The organism is Leptolyngbya sp. GGD, assembly GCF_026735145.1.
Lineage (GTDB): Bacteria > Cyanobacteriota > Cyanobacteriia > Leptolyngbyales > Leptolyngbyaceae > Leptolyngbya > Leptolyngbya boryana.
The window spans coordinates 98,978-114,044 of record NZ_JAPQKE010000004.1 but is presented as its reverse complement, the minus strand read 5'-3'; the positions used below and the strand labels follow the sequence as shown (position 1 = coordinate 114,044).

Sequence of the window (15,067 nt, the reverse complement as noted above, 5' to 3'; positions counted from 1 at the left end):
GAACGATTTCTTTAATCTCGATTCTATCCCGCCCTAAGCTCAACTTCGGGCGGTTTCTGCAATGTAGCAGTGGGATTCTAATGAATGGCAAGTCCCTTATTCAGTTCATTTCCTACGATATAAAGGAGAGTTTTAGGTGGCTATTACAACAGCAGCAGCTCGCTTGGGTATCTCCAGTTTGGATGATGCCAAAGTCGAATTGCGTCCTTATGCGACTCAGGACGAGATCGAAGGCGTGATTCTTGCGGTTTATCAGCAAGTTTTGGGAAATCCTCATCTCTTAAAGTCTGAGCGCCTGACCATTTCAGAGTCTTTGCTCCGCAACCGTCAGATCACCGTGCAAGAGTTTGTGCGCCAAGTTGCTAAATCAGACTTGTACAAGGAGAAATTCTTTTACAACTGCTTCCAAAGCCGGACGATCGAGTTGAACTTTAAGCACCTGTTGGGTCGTGCGCCTTACGATCAGTCTGAGATCACTGAGCATCTAGATCTGTATCAGTCCAAGGGATTTGAAGCAGACATTGATTCTTACATTGATTCGGATGAGTATCAATCCAGCTTTGGCGAAAACATTGTGCCTTACTATCGGGATTTCACGACGACTGGCGTTGGTCAACGCACGGTTGGATTCCCTCGCTTGCTGCAACTGTATCGCGGCTATGCCAATAGTGATAATGCAACTCTGACCGGCAGTGCACCTCGCTTAGCGAAGAATATTGCTCAGAAATCTGCTCCGACGATTATTCCGTCTTCGGCACCGGGCTTTGCGTTCTTGTCTGCTCAGAAAGGAGATGCGACAGCGAGTGCATTTGGTGGCTCTAAGGCGCACGGATCGGGGCAATTCTACCGGGTGGAAGTGGCTGGTATTCGCGGTGGTGGTTATCCAAAAGTTCGCCGGGTGAATAAGGTTGTGGTGATTCCTTATGAGGAACTGTCGGCACATATGCAGCGAGTTCAGCGTCAGGGCGGTAAAATCGCGAGCATTACTCCGCTGTAGGATGTGAATTAGTCGTCAACTGCATTGATTTTGCAGAGTGGGGAGTAGGGAGTAAATAGCAATCCTGTTTGAGTTGCAAAGGCTAAAAAGAGTGGGGAGTAGGGAGCGACCACGGGAACAATTCCCCACTCCCTACTCCCCACTCCCCACTTCATGCCTAATTTAGGGCTGTTACACAAGAACTCCCTACACTCTCTTACTTCGTAATCTGTTTGACTGTATCGACTGCGCTATCGACAAAGTTTTTGGCACCGTTATCGCTGGTCTTCTGCATGGCAGGAGTCGCGGGAGTGGCATGTAGTTTTGGATCGGGTTGCGGTGGTTCTGGGATTGGACCAACGGCTTGGGGGTTAGCTACATACTCAAATTGACCTTTACCATCGATCGATTGTCCTTTTGCCCATCGACCTTCAGCGCTTTCTTGACCTTCGGAGTTATTCCAGAATTGATAAGCGTACTCTTTCTTGCCATATTCGTGGGCAATCTTGGGAGTGACCGTCTCTTCAAATCCGTCGCTCTGCAATTCTTCGATCGCGGCTAACCATTGATTCTGATGCATCGTATCCCGTGCAATCATAAAGCTCAAGTGGTCTCTCACACCTGGATCGTCGGTCATTTCGTATAACCGAACCGCCTGCATTAGACCTTGTGATTCTGCGTGCAGGTTCGAGCGAAAATCTGCCAGCAAGTTTCCACTGGCAACAATAAAGCGACCGTTCCAAGGGAAGCCGACACTATCGGCGGGCATTGCACCTTGTCCAGACACAATTTCGTGCTGAGGATTCATCGCTGCTGCAATTACATCGCGGGGATTGGTTCCGCCCATGACTGCACCGACAACTGGATCTTTTGCGCCTTCTTCCTGCATTTCTACAGGTGCTTTATCGAGAAGATGAGCCACCATTGTTGCGAGCATTTCAACGTGACCAATTTCTTCGGTTCCCGTATCTAGCAATAGGTCGCGATATTTTGCAGGACCGCGACAGTTCCAGCCTTGGAATAAGTACTGCATCATTACGGTCATTTCACCCATCGAACCGCCAATTAATTCTTGTAGCTTTTTGGCGTAGATTGGGTCGGGCTTAGAGGGAGGAGTAAAGTACTGTAAACGCTTCGTGTGTAGAAACATAAGATTCCTCTAAAAAAGAGTTAATTTCATGCGAACCTCTCCGTTTTAGCGATGCAATCTAACCGTTGAATCAGCCTATAGTTGAACACTCAGGGCATAGATTCAGGAGCGTTTTTCCAGCGATCGAGTAATTTCAAACCCGCTATAATCAGCCCAATTCCAAACATTAAAAAACCAATGTCCCAAAGCAGGTAATGTGTGCCTGAATGGACATGATGAATTCCTAAAATTTCGTGATCAATGAAGCCTTCGATCGTATTAAATAATCCTGCCCCAAATAGAATTAATCCGATAAATGGTTGGGAAGATTTTGGTAGTTGATCTTGGAGATGCGATCGCCAAAGTAAAGTAACACCCGCGATCGTCAATCCATAATCGGCTAAATGAAACAATCCATCTGCGACTGAATGGACTTTGACATCACTCATGTTCGTCATCGGTCGCACACTGCTTAACATGTGATGCCACTGCAAAATCTGATGCAGCACAATTCCATCGAAAAATCCCGCAAATCCCATACCGAGCAAAATTCCAGCAAGCATGAATTGCTTAGAGAGGAGCCGCGATTGTTGAGGTTCTAGAACTTGAGTCATAGGGCTAAAACCTAAATCCTAGTCAGGAGAAACTGAGCGATCGTCTACCTATAGAGCCAAATGAACCTGACGAACAGGATGCATTGCGAAGTTGCGTGCTATGATGACGAGTCAAATCTCTGTGATAGTATACTTGAACCATCAACCAGATGATGCTGTATGATTCTTTCGATGCCAGTGGCACATATCCATGTGACCGTCATCCTCTCATCGATCTTGATCCAGCAGACTGGTGTTGGGCAACTTGGCGCAAACGTCCCCAGTTGGTTCGTCCAGAGCCACAACCTTTTGAATTAGAAGTCGCGATCGCGAAATTAAAAAAAGTAAAACGATTGAAAAGTAGACATTGGCAATGGGAGGCTTGTGAAATTCCGGTTTCAATGTCGATCGAGGAAGCCTTTTTTTGGTATGAGGCAATTACGAAAGCACATCACTTCGATCGCGTTCGAGACTTAGTAAAACACTGTGAAACTGTAAAACACTGTGAAACTGAGCCTCTAGCTACTCCAGTCGAGATTGCTGAAATACAGGAATGGTTTACTCTCGTTGAAAGTAACTATGCGCCTGCTCAAATGACGTTTATCCTAAGCTATTTTCTATCGATTGAACAGCTATTAGATAAATTAACTGAGCATCGGCAATATCAACTATTTGTAGGATTCAGGCAGCATATTTTGCCTTACTTGAATGAGACGAAATTTGAAGCAATCAAAACTTATATTAGGGCAAATTGGGAGCCTCAAAGGTTCTACTTTCGACCTCATCTTTCCGCCTTATTAGGTATACATGACTGGCTTGAAGCCTTAGTTGCAAAATGGAAGCCTGAAAGATCCTATGCTGCTTTCGATCGCAATTTTAGACTTGAAGTTATTTTTGGGCTAGAAAGTGCGGATTTAGTTGTGCATCATGTTCGTCGTTTAAGATTACGGTTGGGGACAGCCGAACAGGTTCGAGCATGGTTGGCACATACGGAATTAACTGCACTAGAACTTGTCACAGAGAGCATTGCTGCGCTCAATAGCAACAAAGAAGTATCAAATGCTGCTGAGATGTTTGATGTGCTGACTTTGATCCGATCGCCCATTGTCGCTCCCCAAATTCTTGCTCTTGTTCAGCGATCGCGAATTCGCGATCGAGCACAGCAATGGCTAGAAGAGAATCTAGAATTGTCGATCGCGGGGTTACTTCCCCTCACGATTCAAAAACATCCTTTAAGAGAAACCGCGATCGCTTGGCTCAGAATGATGCAGCGACAAGGATTTGGTAATTTGATCCGTGAAAAAATGAATGATGAATATCAGCAGATCGAACTGCTCATTTTTGATGCTCCGCAGCGAGAAGAACTGGGCAAAACGCCTAAGTGGTTTAAAGCGATCGTAGATGCGGCTCCGAAGCTTGAGCCACTAGATTGGGTGAAAGTGAGTGATTTACCCGCGATCGTCGTTGGTGACACTCGACTCTCAACAACTCACCATCAAGCAATCTTGAATCTACTCCAAGCTGATCCTGACAATTGCTCATCAATTCTGAGACAACATACAAATGCTGATTCACTCAGCCAATTTGTGTGGCAACTCTATGAACAATGGAGCTTAAAAAAGCCGAAAGGTCGAGCAGACTGGGTAGTTTTAGCATTAGGGCGATTAGGCGATGATGAGATTCTTCTCAAGTTAGCTGATTTGATTCGAGCCTGGTGTAAAGCATCAAAGCATCAGCTTGCAACATCGGGAATCGCTGCACTAACATTGCATGCGTCAGAGACAGCAATTTACCAATTGATGCAATTCGCATACCCACCGATTTCTAGACTGATTCGACCTGAACAAGCACTCGATGAGATTGCAAAAGCGCGCAATCTATCTCGGCGACAGTTAGAAGATTGTGCAATGCGAGAAGTTCTTGAGAGGCATTGCACTACGATTGCGAATTCGGGAAGCCCCCGCAAACGTAGACCCAAGACCCATCAAACCCAACTCAGCAAAACCCAACTCAAGCAATTTCTCACCCTGCAATCGCTACGATTTGAGCAGCAAATGATTCACAGAGCTGCTTATACTGTTGCAGAATTTCAGTCCTTCGTCTTTCATCCGATCGTACGTCCAATGGCTCAGAGTTTGATCTGGCAAGCCGAATCGACGTGTTTTCGTATTGCCGAGGATGGAACTCTCGCGGATAGCTCTGATATGCCTGTAGAACTTCCCTCAGAAGCCGATATTTACTTGCCGCATCCGTTAGAGATGCCAGATCAATCGACCTGGGCAGAGTTGTTGTCTGACTATGAATTGATTCCGCCCTTTGCCCAAGTCAATCGCCCAATATATTCTGTGTCAACCCAGGAACAAGATGCTACGATTGTCACCCGGTTCGCCGATCGAGGCGTTTTCACTGTCAATTTAACTCAATCTCTGATGAAGCTAGGCTGGACTGAAACCTATATCGGGCGCGGACATTGGCGCGGGTATTGTAAGCGATTTCGTGCTGACCATACCGCCGCTATTCTCAGTGTCTCGGAGATGCCCCGCGAACACGGGTATCAACGCATCGATCGCATTTTCTTTGTTGCAAATGATTGGGATGGTAGGCGTGTCCCCACTGAGCGCGATCGCATTCCGCTAACGACAGTTTCTCCACTTGTTTTTAGCGAAGTGCTCCGCGAAATCGACCACCTGACCCACCGTTCCAAAAAACGTCATGCCTAAACGCGCTCAGATTGAACTTCAACGCCCCGCTGCCGAATCGCTCTACGCAACCGAACTGAAGAAACTTGCCGAACTCGATAAAGATGCACCTCGTCCGGGGGGATGGAAGCTCACGCCGCAATCGGTTTTGAAATTTATTTTGGGCGATCGCGCACTGGGAATTACTCAAAAATTCGTTGGCAGTCGTGCCCAATTGGAACGCTGCATTGTCGCACTCGCAACGAATCGCGGTTTGATGCTGATTGGTGAGCCGGGGACTGCAAAAAGCTATCTGAGCGAGTTGCTCGCGGCAGGAATCAGTGGAGATTCAACTCTCACGATTCAAGGCAGTGCGGGGACAACTGAGGACAATATCAAATACTCTTGGAACTATGCTTTATTACTAGCAGAAGGCCCAAGTTCTCGATCGCTCGTTTCCGCCCCACTTCATCGCGGAATGAGCGAAGGTAAGATTGTCCGATTTGAGGAAATTACGCGCTGTCCCTTAGAGATTCAAGACACTTTACTGTCTGTGCTCAGCGATCGTATGATGAGCATTCCAGAATTACCCGATAGCAATCGGAGCTTATATGCAAAAGTCGGATTTAATGTGATTGCAACTGCTAATACTCGCGATCGCGGAGTCAATGAAATGAGTGCAGCCCTGAAACGGCGCTTCAATTTTGAGACGTTGCAACCGATTTCAGATTTGCAGCAAGAAATCGAGCTAGTCCAGCGAGAAACAAATCGAATGCTAGAACAAGCAGCGATTCCAGCGAGTTTGAATGAAGATTTAACCGAAGTTTTAGTTACCACATTTCGCGAGCTTCGCACTGGACAAACTGAAGACGGTCGAACATTTGAGCCACTGACAACTGTGATGAGTACGGCTGAGGCAGTTTCAGTTGGATATGCTTCGGTAATTCATGCTTATTATTATGGCGATCGCGCTCCCACTCCTGAAAATCTTTTACACAGCTTAGTCGGTTCCGCTTTAAAAGATGCAACTGATGATTTGAAGAAGCTCCGGCATTACTTCAACCATGTGGTAAAAAATCGCCAAGACCAGCTTTGGCAAGACTATTACACGGCTCATCATCAGGTGTTGTAATGGATTTTGATACTTCAATTCTGAATTTAGATGCGAAGGTGATCTTTTTTCCAGTTCGCCATCATAGTCCTGCTTGTGCGCGATTTGTTCGAGAGCTTGCAACGAAGATTCGCCCTGCTGCAATTTTGATTGAAGGACCTGCGGATTTTAATGATCAAATTTCCGAGCTTAACTTACCGCACCAATTACCGATCGCGGTTTATAGCTATGCTCATTTTTCGGATAATACTCGCTTAGCTGCGTTCTATCCTTACTGTGTCTATTCTCCAGAATGGCAAGCGCTACAAATTGCTAAAGAGTTAGACATTTCGGCTGAATTCATTGATCTGCCCTGGTCGAAAATGGCGACGACAAAAACGGCTCATCATCGTTATAGCGATCGCGAACTTCGCCAAAGTCAGTACGTCAGCCAATTATGCGAAACGCTTGGAATTGAAGGGCTGGATCATCTCTGGGATCATTTATTTGAAATTGATCCAGCAATCACTTTGGAAACTTATCTCGATCGAGCGCATCAGTTTTGTTTCCACTGTCGAGCTTTAGACGAACCCACACTCGAAGATCAACAGCGTGAAGCCTTTATGACCGAGAAAATTCGGCAAGCGATCGCGCGATACGGGGGTCAAATCTTAGTCGTAACGGGTGGCTTTCATAGTTATGCACTTCACACTCAGCTTTTGAATCCACCGACTGAGCCACAAGCAAGTCTAGTCTTTTCCTATCTTGAACAGTGCCTTAAACCTGCGATCGTTCAGCAAGGCATTGCGCTAACTCCTTTTTCTTACGATCGCTTAGATAGCCTGACTGGATATGATGCGGGAATGCCGAATCCAGGCTTCTATCATCAGGTTTGGCAGCATCGTTATCAAAGCTCCGCTCAAGAAGATACTTACACTCACAATGCGATCTATCGCGAAGTATTTGCTCAAATCGTGACAGCATTGCGATCACATCAACAACTGATCAGCGCGGCAGATTTGATCGCCGTTGAATCTGCTGCCCATGCTCTCGCTGCTTTGCGAGGTCATGCAGAGATTTGGCGACAGGATATCATTGACGCGATCGTCACTTCTTTAATCAAAGAAGAAGTCACAACTACTCACCCCTTACTCCGGGCGGTGCATGAAGTTTTTCGCGGGTCAGAACGAGGGAAACTTGCTGCGGGAATTTCTGTTCCGCCTTTAGTTCAAGAAATCAAGCAGCAATTAAAACAGCATGATTTAGAACCTCAGCCGATCGGGCGAATTGTTCAACTCAATTTACTAGAAGAACCCACCTGCTCTAAACTTTTGCACCAACTGCGAATCTTACAAATTGCGGGCTTTAATCGCACAGGTGGAATCGATCTGGCTGCACGTCAGGATCTCTCGATTCAGTGGGAGGAATGGTCGATCGCGTGGAGTCCAGCCTATGAAGGTAGTTGCATCGAAGCTGCAATTTATGGGTCTACTTTACTTGAAGCGGCTGAGATGCGATTGCTAGAGCTTGCGAAAAAATGTGAGCAACAATCTGAAAGTGCTGCTTTACTCTTACTCGATGCTTGCTTAATGGGAGTTCAATCACTGATTCCTCCTCTCTATCAGCAGCTTCTCACGCTGATTCAATCTGATAGTGATTTCTTTGCTGTTACTAGCACATTAACGCATTTACTTTATCTCTATAGCTATGATGAACTTCTGGGAATTGCAGAACATACAGAACTTGGCTATCTCTTGCAGGTTACTTTTACTCGCAGCCTTTGGCTTTTAGAAAGCCTTGGACAAGTTCGAGATCAAGATCAACAGCTTCTCAATGCGTTCAAAACTCTTCTTGAAACGATGCAACGATGCGATCGCACACTGAATCTCGATCGTGAAGCCTTTATCGCTGTTCTTGCCCGCACGAGCCAAGAGCAAATTCAAAATCCAGTTCTACGAGGTGCAACCATCGGCGCACTATGGGTACTTGATGAAGCTCCCACTGAGCAAGTTTTAACCGATTTATATGCGATTTCTAATCACTTAGGCGATTTCTTAACAGGTCTTTTCAGCATTGCGCGTGAGATGATTCAGCGTTCTCCAGAACTGTTAAATCAAATCGATCGCATCATTGCACAGTTTGATGACGAAGCATTTCTCGAAGCTCTGCCCTCACTGCGACTGGCGTTTACTTATTTCACCCCTAGAGAACAGCACATGCTTTCACACACGCTGACTCAATTTTGGACAAACACACCTGCACCAGTCTTGGAAATCTCATCTGAACAGATTGCTCAGGTTAAAGCACGAGAAGCTAGATTACTGAGCACGATCGCACAATATGGACTGCGAGGTATCCGCGAATGAATGATCCACTCACTCAAGCCATGCGTTGGAAAGTTATTTTATCGGCTCATCCAGATTTCAACATCGGAGAAGATGCCTCTGAAACTTGGCAGCGACGAGCCGAAGCACTATCGTTTTTGTACGATCGAGAATATCAATCCCGCAATGTTCGCCCCAACTCAAGCAATTCTCGGATCAATCAAAAAGATCGACCGAGCAACTCTCAAAATCCATCTGACCCAAACCATTCTCGTGAAGGTGGACTTGCAGGCTCAGCACTAACCATTCCAGAGTGGATCAATGAAATTCATGAACTCTTCCCGAAAAAGACGATTGAGCGTTTAGAAAAAGATGCCTTAGAGCGCTATCGTCTCGAAGAAATGATCACCGATCCAGATCTCCTGAGTCGTGCAGAACCAAGCTTAACGCTACTCAAAGCTGTCCTCCGAACAAAACACTTAATGAATCAAGCCGTACTTGCTATGGCGCGGCAGCTTGTTCAAAAAGTGATTGATCAATTACTAGAAAAACTTGCGCGTGAGGTTCAATCTCCGTTCTTAGGCACGCTCGATCGACAACATCGCTCCTGCCTAAAAATTGCGAAAAACTTTGACCCGAAAGCTACGATTCATCATAATCTCAGCACCTATGACCCTGAGACCAAAAGACTTTATATCAAAAGCCCACACTTCTATTCTCGAATTCGTCGAAATCTCGATCGCTGGCAGTTAATCATTCTGGTCGATGAATCTGGCAGCATGATCGATAGCATTATTCACGCCGCAGTAACAGCTTCTATCTTTTGTCAATTGCAGCAGATCCGCACTCATCTTTGTATTTTCGATACCTCGATCGTCGATCTCACCGAACAATGCCGTGATCCGGTTGAAACCTTAATGCAAGTTCAACTCGGAGGCGGCACGAACATTGGGCAAGCGTTGAACTATGCAGAAACACTGATTGATCATCCTCGCAACACGATCGTTGTTCTCATCACTGATTTCTATGAAGGCGCACCTCGCGAAACGCTGTTTAGTACCACTCGCCGTTTAATTGAAAGCGGTGTGACGATGCTAGGACTTGCTGCACTCGACTCTGATGCCAATCCAAACTACGATCGCACAACTGCCCAAGCGCTCGTCAATCTGGGAATGCACGTTGGTGCAATGACTCCCGGAGAACTTGCAGAATGGATTGCTCGAACAGTGAGGAAGTAGCATGTCTCGGACAGATTTACTTGCATTAACCACAGATGATCTGACCCTCCTAACCAATCGCGGCATTGTCAATCGCGCTAAACGAGAACTCGAACAATTCACGGTTGAGATCACTGAGGACGATGACTTCGTGCGTCTGAAATGGTCAGATTCAGTTGAATGTACCTTTCCGAATGGAGAACCTGTCAGCGATCGACACTGTAACTGTTCCGCAAACACAATCTGCCGCCACCTCATCCGCTCAATTCTCGCCTACCAACAATCCAACTCTTTTACTCCTGAACCCTGGAATCCAGGCGACATCTCAGACGCAGAACTTGCCAACCATTTCACACCTTCGCAACTCGATCAGCTCAAACAACAATTTGAAACCGATCAAGTCATCGAAGTGCGATCGAGTACAAAGCCGATCGCATATCTGCACTCTCTTGGTCACACCCTCCGCTTTCTCGTTCCTCATGATCTCCGATATACCCACTGCGACTGTTCCGAGCCTTCTCCTTGTCAGCATGTGCCTCTCGCAATTTGGGCATTCCGCCAATTGCAGGATCAAACGAGTGCGATTATTTCTACCGAAACGAATTTGACATCCCCAACTCAGCTACTCGACGACATCGAATCAGCCCTCGAAACCCTACTCCAGCGAGGACTGAACAATCTCACTGCAAGCCTACTGAGTAAACTTCAACGCTGTGAACAACACTGTCGTCAATCTAATTTGATCTGGTTTGCTGAGATTCTCGTCGAACTCTTGGAACAATGCGATCGCTATCAAAACCGAGATGCTCGCTTTTCTCCTCACGAAGTCATTGCTTTAATCGCTGAACTTTGTATCCGTAGCGATGCTCTGCGCTCTAACACAGGCAAAGTTCCTCGTCTCTTCATCGCTGGTACACAGCGCGATCGCACAACCGCCATCGGAACTGCCCGCCTCATCGGTCTAGGCTGTGGTGTCCAACTCAAACAAAACAGCACCACACTCACCAGCTACTTTCAAGATGCCAATACTGGAATGCTGACGGCATTTTCAACCGAGTTCGATGCTCCCGATCCCTTCTCCGATCTCGCTCAAAAACCTGTTCTCAAACAGCACACGTTCACTGAACTTGGCTCAGGACAACTGCTTATTCAATCTGCTAAACGTTCTCCCGACTTCCGTCTTATTCCCGGACGTTCTCCGCTCTCTCTCAATCCTCAATCCTTCCAATGGAGCCAACTCCGCTCCCCGCTGCTCGTCGAAGACTTTTCTGAACTTTCTGCCCATTTACAACTTCTCCCTCCTGCTGATCTCCGCCCTCGTCATCTCACTGAGAATTTGTATGTGCTAGCGATCGACAAAGTAACCTCGGTTGAATTTTCCTCAATCGAACAAGCTGTGACTGCAATGCTCTGGGATTCTCAACAAAACACGATTCGGTTGAATTTTCCGTATCACGATCGTGCTCAAGCGGGCACAGAAGCACTGCTGACCCAACTCACCCAAGAGCGTCTTCGCTTTGTCTCCGGTCACATTCGTTCCGGTCATCAACTGACAATTTCGCCCATTGGACTTGTGTTCGAGGATTCCTTTTTGCAACCCTGGATCGCTGAACATGCCTCAGAAAGCGTATTGGTTGCAAATTCAACTTCGATCGAGCTTGATCCGATTGAGACTTATTTAGAGAGCGTGTTAAATGCGATCGCGGATCTTCTCCTTATCGGAATCGAGCACTCCAATTCTCAGACCTTACAAACTTGGCGAGAGATCAATGAGATCAGCCACAAGTTAGGATTTCAAACACTGACGGCGACGATCGACCCGATTACCTCTCAATTAACCGCACCCCATCAGAACCTTCAATCTCTCAGCCAATCCATTCTCACCCTGTCCGTTCTGCACCATCTTGTCGATCGAGAATAAAGAGCGAAATTCTCAGCCAATCTTTGTAAGAACATCTTAGGATTGAAAAGCCTCTCTATCGAATGACGATCGACTAACCATGAACACTCCAGAACTTCTTTCACCTGCGGGAAATTGGGACTGTGCCAAAGCAGCGATCGAGAATGGCGCAGATGCAATCTACTTTGGACTGGAGCGGTTTAATGCTCGGATGCGGGCAGAGAATTTTACAGAATCCGATTTGCCAGAGCTAATGGAGTTTCTGCATTGGCGCGGCGTGAAAGGATACGTCACCTTGAACACGTTAATCTTTCAAAATGAATTAGTCGAGGCAGAACAATATTTGAGATCGATTATTGCTGCCGGAGTCGATGCTGTAATTGTTCAGGACATCGGAATTTGTCGTCTCATTCGCCATTTGTCACCGGATTTTCCGATTCATGGCTCGACACAAATGACCGTGACCAGTGCAGCAGGAGTCGAGTTTGCAAAAGAATTAGGCTGCCAGTTAGTCGTTCTAGCGCGCGAATGTTCGATCAAAGAAATCAATAAAATTCAAAAGCAACTCACGGAAAGTAACATTACTTTGCCGCTGGAAGTATTTGTGCATGGAGCGTTGTGCGTTGCTTATTCAGGGCAATGTTTGACAAGTGAAGCATTGGGCGGTCGATCCGCAAACCGAGGCGAATGTGCTCAAGCCTGCCGAATGCCTTACGAATTAATCTCTGATGGCGAAGCTGTGAATTTGGGCGATCGACGATACTTACTCAGTCCACAAGATTTGTCAGGCTTAGCTGTTCTACCAGAATTAGTAAAATCAGGAGTCACTTGCCTCAAAATTGAAGGACGACTGAAATCTCCTGAATACGTGGCAAACGTTACGCGAGTCTATCGTAATGCGCTCGATCAAGCGATCACTGATGTGAATGCTGAACGATACAACTTGGAAATGGCATTTTCGCGCGGATTGCATACCGGATGGTTTGAGGGCATTAACAATCAAGAATTAGTCCATGCCAGATTTGGGAAAAAACGAGGCGTTTATCTCGGCGAAGTCACCCAGATTCAGCACGAGCAAATTACGATCGCGACCAAAGCCCCCGTCAAACCCGGTGATGGCGTTGTATTCGACAGCGGACATCCCGAAGCCAAAGAAGAAGGCGGCAGAATTTATGCCGTCGAGCAACATCGCAATCAAACAGTGCTGACCTTCGGCAGAGATCAGTTGAATTTGAGACGAATTGATATTGGCGATCGCGTTTGGAAAACCAGCGACCCAGAACTCGATCGTCAAATTCGCCAAACCTATGCAGGAGATCAGCCAAAATTCCAGCGCCCGATCGACATCGAAATTCATGGCGAAATTGGCAAAGAATTAATTGCGATCGCCAGAGATACGAGCGGGCACATTACCCGCATTGAATCCGAAATGCCCCTAATCGAAGCGCATTCCAAGCCATTAACCACAGAACGACTGCAAGAACAATTTGGCAGATTAGGCAACACCCCTTTCTGTTTAGGCAAATTCGAGAACCATCTCACAGATGCAGCCATGATCCCCGTGAGCGAATTAAATCGAATGCGGCGGGAAATCGTCGATCGCTTAGAAAATCTCAGAATGCAGCCAAAACAATGGCAGTTAGACGAAGCGCGATCGCATTCAGAATTATTGCCTCGCATCGATAACGAATCTGAGAAATCCCCTGAATTCTCAATTCCGGCGGACTTCGAGCCGAAGACTTCCGATTCAAAGTCTCCCACGAGTGGGGGATTTAGGGGGCAGAAACCCCTCCAAACGCAGCCAGAACTCACCATCCTAGTTCGCAATCTCCAGCAACTCGAAACCGTTCTCAAACTCGGAATTCAAACCATCTACTGCGAATTTGAAGACCCGCGCGCTTATCGCCAAGCCGTTGAACTCACCCGCCAACGCTCAGATGCAGAAATTTGGGTCGCTCCCCCTCGCATTACCAAACCCAGTGAACAATGGATCTTAGAACAAGTTCGCAAATCCAACGCCGATGGATATTTGATCCGAAACTATGATCATTTGAAATTCTTTGAACACGATCGCAAAATTGGCGATTTTTCTCTCAACATCGCCAACGCCATCACCGCAAATTACTTCAAACAATTTGGCTTAGAACATCTCACCGCGTCCTACGATCTCAACGTCCAACAACTGATCACACTGCTGAAAAGCTGCCCTTCAAATTGGTTAGAGATTACCATTCACCAGCACATGCCGATGTTTCATATGGAGCACTGCGTTTTCTGTGCATTTCTCTCGACTGGAACTGATTTCACCAATTGCGGACGACCTTGTGAGCAGCATGAAGTGAAACTTCGCCTTGCTTCTGGCATGAGTGGAGGAAAACATCCCGGCATTGAACACATTCTTCAAGCAGATGCAGGCTGTCGAAATACTGTATTCAACGGAACCGCACAAACCGGAGCAGAATTTCTGCATCACCTCGTTCACAGTGGCGCACAACGATTTAGAGTAGAATTTCTGAACGAATCGTGCCAGCAGATTACGCAAACGATCGCACTCTATCGCCAACTGCTCAATCACGAAATCACAGGTGCTCAACTCTGGCGCGATCTCAAACTCCAAAATCAACTCGGTGTCACGCGCGGAACTTTGACTTAGATGCACAACTGGGACAATTTAGTGATCCGATTAGCCCTTGCCATACTTGCAGGAGGCATGATCGGGTGGGATCGAGAACAACGACATAAGGCAGGTGGACTGAGAACGCATATGCTCGTCAGTTTGGGAGCGGCGTTGTTTGTGCTTGTCCCGATCGAAATCAATGGTTCGGGAGAGGAGTTAAGCAGGGCAATTCAAGGGATTGCAACTGGAGTCGGATTTTTGGGCGCAGGGGAAATTTTGCATCAATCGCGCCCTGATCAACGCAATCCTAAAGTCAAAGGGTTAACGTCTGCTGCCTCGATTTGGGTCACAGCCGCGTTGGGAATCACTTCAGGAGCAGGACTTTGGCTATTGACGCTCTTAGGTACGGTATTGACTCTGCTAATCTTAATTGGGGTCAAACAAGTTGAACAACGCGCGATCGTTTCCCGCCGAAATGACCTAGATGAAGAAGAATGATGCAGAATAAATGATACATTGCATCGACTCAGTGACATTTAGCCT

10 protein-coding genes are annotated in these 15,067 nt (G+C 46.7%); 8 read left to right on the top strand and 2 right to left on the bottom strand.

What is annotated here, in order from left to right:
* The first annotated feature begins 136 nt into the window (after nt 1–136).
* Nucleotides 137–997, top strand: a complete 861-nt coding sequence (locus tag OU814_RS19640; protein ID WP_017286914.1) for a phycobilisome linker polypeptide — start codon at nt 137–139, stop codon at nt 995–997.
* A gap of 196 nt (nt 998–1,193) precedes the next feature.
* Here OU814_RS19640 and OU814_RS19635 read toward each other — a convergent pair whose 3' ends face one another.
* Both OU814_RS19635 and OU814_RS19630 read right to left on the bottom strand, forming a co-directional pair.
* The gene (locus tag OU814_RS19635) at nt 1,194–2,126 is read right to left on the bottom strand and encodes a manganese catalase family protein (RefSeq protein ID WP_017286913.1); all 933 of its coding nucleotides are present in this window, start codon (nt 2,124–2,126) and stop codon (nt 1,194–1,196) included.
* An 89-nt stretch (nt 2,127–2,215) separates the two neighbouring features.
* Nucleotides 2,216–2,719 carry a DUF2243 domain-containing protein gene (locus tag OU814_RS19630; protein WP_017286912.1) on the bottom strand — a complete coding sequence of 168 codons (504 nt, stop codon included), beginning with the start codon at nt 2,717–2,719 and terminating at the stop codon, nt 2,216–2,218.
* A 152-nt stretch (nt 2,720–2,871) separates the two neighbouring features.
* Between OU814_RS19630 and OU814_RS19625 the strand changes: the two genes are divergently transcribed.
* The 7 genes from OU814_RS19625 to OU814_RS19595 all read left to right on the top strand — a co-directional run bounded on the left by OU814_RS19625 (nt 2,872) and on the right by OU814_RS19595 (nt 15,022).
* A complete protein-coding gene (locus OU814_RS19625; protein WP_268241859.1) occupies nt 2,872–5,418 on the top strand; it encodes a DUF4132 domain-containing protein in 2,547 nt (848 codons plus the stop codon).
* Nucleotides 5,411–6,508, top strand: coding sequence for an ATP-binding protein (locus tag OU814_RS19620; protein ID WP_268241858.1), 1,098 nt, complete (start codon nt 5,411–5,413; stop codon nt 6,506–6,508). Before OU814_RS19625 ends, OU814_RS19620 begins: the two co-directional genes overlap by 8 nt.
* Nucleotides 6,508–8,832 (top strand): DUF5682 family protein, encoded by a 2,325-nt coding sequence (locus OU814_RS19615; protein ID WP_268241857.1) that lies wholly within the window; start codon nt 6,508–6,510, stop codon nt 8,830–8,832. Before OU814_RS19620 ends, OU814_RS19615 begins: the two co-directional genes overlap by 1 nt.
* Nucleotides 8,829–10,028 (top strand): VWA domain-containing protein, encoded by a 1,200-nt coding sequence (locus OU814_RS19610; protein ID WP_268241856.1) that lies wholly within the window; start codon nt 8,829–8,831, stop codon nt 10,026–10,028. Before OU814_RS19615 ends, OU814_RS19610 begins: the two co-directional genes overlap by 4 nt.
* A 1-nt stretch (nt 10,029) precedes the next feature.
* Complete coding sequence (locus OU814_RS19605) at nt 10,030–11,928, top strand: hypothetical protein (protein ID WP_268241855.1); 1,899 nt, start codon at nt 10,030–10,032, stop codon at nt 11,926–11,928.
* A 79-nt stretch (nt 11,929–12,007) separates the two neighbouring features.
* Complete coding sequence (locus OU814_RS19600) at nt 12,008–14,560, top strand: U32 family peptidase (RefSeq protein ID WP_268241854.1); 2,553 nt, start codon at nt 12,008–12,010, stop codon at nt 14,558–14,560.
* Entirely contained in the window at nt 14,561–15,022 is a 462-nt protein-coding gene (locus OU814_RS19595) for an MgtC/SapB family protein (protein WP_017286905.1), read from the top strand.
* Nucleotides 15,023–15,067: the final 45 nt, after the last annotated feature.

Bases quoted from the DNA above. Each gene is read 5' to 3' on its own strand.
- OU814_RS19615 (WP_268241857.1), top strand. From the start codon at position 6,508: ATGGATTTTGATACTTCAATTCTGAATTTAGATGCGAAGGTGATCTTT.
- OU814_RS19625 (WP_268241859.1), top strand. From the start codon at position 2,872: ATGCTGTATGATTCTTTCGATGCCAGTGGCACATATCCATGTGACCGT.
- OU814_RS19610 (WP_268241856.1), top strand. From the start codon at position 8,829: ATGAATGATCCACTCACTCAAGCCATGCGTTGGAAAGTTATTTTATCG.
- OU814_RS19630 (WP_017286912.1), bottom strand. From the start codon at position 2,719: ATGACTCAAGTTCTAGAACCTCAACAATCGCGGCTCCTCTCTAAGCAA.
- OU814_RS19595 (WP_017286905.1), top strand. From the start codon at position 14,561: ATGCACAACTGGGACAATTTAGTGATCCGATTAGCCCTTGCCATACTT.
- OU814_RS19635 (WP_017286913.1), bottom strand. From the start codon at position 2,126: ATGTTTCTACACACGAAGCGTTTACAGTACTTTACTCCTCCCTCTAAG.
- OU814_RS19620 (WP_268241858.1), top strand. From the start codon at position 5,411: ATGCCTAAACGCGCTCAGATTGAACTTCAACGCCCCGCTGCCGAATCG.
- OU814_RS19605 (WP_268241855.1), top strand. From the start codon at position 10,030: ATGTCTCGGACAGATTTACTTGCATTAACCACAGATGATCTGACCCTC.
- OU814_RS19600 (WP_268241854.1), top strand. From the start codon at position 12,008: ATGAACACTCCAGAACTTCTTTCACCTGCGGGAAATTGGGACTGTGCC.